This window comes from Blastococcus atacamensis (assembly GCF_002938425.1).
Classification (GTDB): domain Bacteria; phylum Actinomycetota; class Actinomycetes; order Mycobacteriales; family Geodermatophilaceae; genus Blastococcus; species Blastococcus atacamensis.
Genome location: NZ_POQU01000155.1, coordinates 1 through 2,062, shown reverse-complemented (window position 1 = coordinate 2,062; position 2,062 = coordinate 1). Strand labels below are relative to the sequence as shown.

Below are 2,062 nucleotides of genomic sequence, written 5' to 3'. Positions count from 1 at the left end.
CTCCCGCACCCCTTCCGGTGCCGGTGCCGGTGCCGGTGCCGGTGCCCGCGCCGGCCCCCCCGCTCCCGGTGCCGACGGTGCCGGCCCCGCCCGTCACCGGGTTGGTGGAGGGAGAGGGGAAGCTCTGCAACGTGCTCGGCAACAGCGTTGCCGACCTGCCCCTCCTCCCGGAGTGCCCGAAGCGGTGATCAGCGGGCCGAGGGTGGCCTGAGGACGGCGAAGGGATCGGTGACCTCGAGCCCCGACGTCACGAACCGGTAGAGGGTGGCGGGGCGGCCGCCGGCGCGACCGGAGGCCGCCATCTCCCCCGTCGGCTCCAGCACGCCCCGGCGCAGGAGCACCCGCTGCAGGTTCGTGGCGGTGACCTCGTAGCCGAGCGCGGCCACGTAGATCTCCCGCAGCTCGGCGATGGAGAACGTCGGCGGCGCGAGGGCGAACGCGACGTTGGTGTACGAAAGCTTGGCCCGCAACCGCTCGAGACCCGACTCGACGATCGACCCGTGGTCGAACGCCGTCTCCGGGAGCGCGTCGACCGGGTGCCAGGAGGTGTCGGCCGGCAGCACCGGGTCGAGGTCGCTCGGGACCAACCCCAGGTAGGCCGTCGCCACGGTGCGGGTGCGGGGATCGCGGTGCGGATCGCTGCGGGTCTCCAGCTGCTCGAGGTGCGCGAGCTGGGCCACCTCGACCTTGGACGCCAGCTGCCGGCCGACCGAGGCGCCGAGGGTCTCCTCGGGCAGCAGCGGCCCGCCGGGCAGCGCCCACGCGCCGGCGAACGGCTCCCCGGCGCGTCGCCACAGCATTCCGTGCAGCCGCCCGCCCCGGACCTGCAGGACGACGGCCAGGGCCTGGTGCGGATAGGCCGGTCGCTCCGGCGAGGACCACACGGATGTCACGGAGGCCATGCTAGGTTTCGCGGCAGAGGTTTTCGCCTCTCAGTACGAAACCCACTCCTCCGGAGGTTCTGGTGACCGCAACGCTCCCCGCCCCTCCCGCCGCGCAGTGGTCCCCGGAGCAGTGGCAGGACTGGCGGGATGAGGTCCGCCGGCTGGCCGCCGAGCGCGACGCCGTCGTCCTGGCGCACAACTACCAGGCGGCCCCGATCCAGGACGTCGCCGACCACGTGGGCGACTCGCTCGCCCTCTCCCGCATCGCCGCGTCGAGCTCCGCCTCCACGATCGTCTTCGCCGGCGTCCACTTCATGGCCGAGACGGCGAAGATCCTCAGCCCGGAGAAGACCGTCCTGGTCCCCGACGCCGCGGCCGGCTGCTCGCTGGCCGACACGATCACCGCCGACCAGCTGCGCGCCTGGAAGGCCGAGCACCCCGGCGCCGCCGTCGTCTCCTACGTGAACACGACCGCCGAGGTGAAGGCGGAGACCGACATCTGCTGCACCTCCTCCAACGCCGTCGAGGTCGTGAACTCCATCCCGGCAGACCGCGAGGTGCTGTTCCTCCCCGACCAGTTCCTCGGCGCGCACGTCCAGCGCGTCACCGGCCGCCGGAACATGCGGATCTGGATGGGCGAGTGCCACGTGCACGCCGGCATCTCCCCCACCGACCTGCGGCAGAGCATCGAGGACGCCCCCGACGCCGAGGTGCTCGTGCACCCCGAGTGCGGCTGCGCCACCAGCGCGCTGTGGATGGTCGGCCAGGGCGACCTGCCGTCGGACCGCGTGCACGTCCTGTCCACCGGCGCGATGCTCGACCAGGCGAAGCGGACGACGGCGGCGCGCGTGCTCGTCGCGACCGAGATCGGCATGCTGCACCAGCTGCGCCAGGCCAACCCGACGGCGGTGTTCGAGGCCGTGAACCCGCGCGCCGAGTGCCCCTACATGAAGATGTCGACCCCGGAGAAGCTGCTCCGCGCGCTGCGCGAGGGCCGCGACGAGGTCACCGTCGACCCGGAGATCGCCGCCCGCGCCCGCTCGGCGGTCGAGGCGATGATCGCCCTCGGCACCCCGTCGCTGGTCGGCGAGTGAGGTGACCGCCGGCCTCGCCCGCGTCGTTCCCGCCCTGCCCCTGCCCGCAGCCGGCTGGGAGCGCGGCACCGACGTGGTCGTCGT

The 2,062-nt window shown here is 73.5% G+C and carries 3 protein-coding genes; 2 read left to right on the top strand and 1 reads right to left on the bottom strand.

Features of this window, described 5'->3' with window-relative positions; translation table 11 throughout:
- Window positions 1–188: hypothetical protein (locus tag C5508_RS20430; protein WP_232797309.1), on the top strand; the 188-nt coding region annotated here is incomplete at its 5' end.
- On the opposite strand, the gene C5508_RS19150 is transcribed toward C5508_RS20430, so the two are convergent.
- Window positions 189–893 (bottom strand): NUDIX hydrolase, encoded by a 705-nt coding sequence (locus C5508_RS19150; protein WP_104526495.1) that lies wholly within the window; start codon window positions 891–893, stop codon window positions 189–191.
- 71 nt (window positions 894–964) lie between these two features.
- Between C5508_RS19150 and nadA the strand changes: the two genes are divergently transcribed.
- On the top strand, window positions 965–1,978 hold the full coding sequence (nadA, locus tag C5508_RS19145; RefSeq protein ID WP_104526494.1) for a quinolinate synthase NadA: 1,014 nt from the start codon (window positions 965–967) through the stop codon (window positions 1,976–1,978).
- Window positions 1,979–2,062 lie beyond the last annotated feature (84 nt).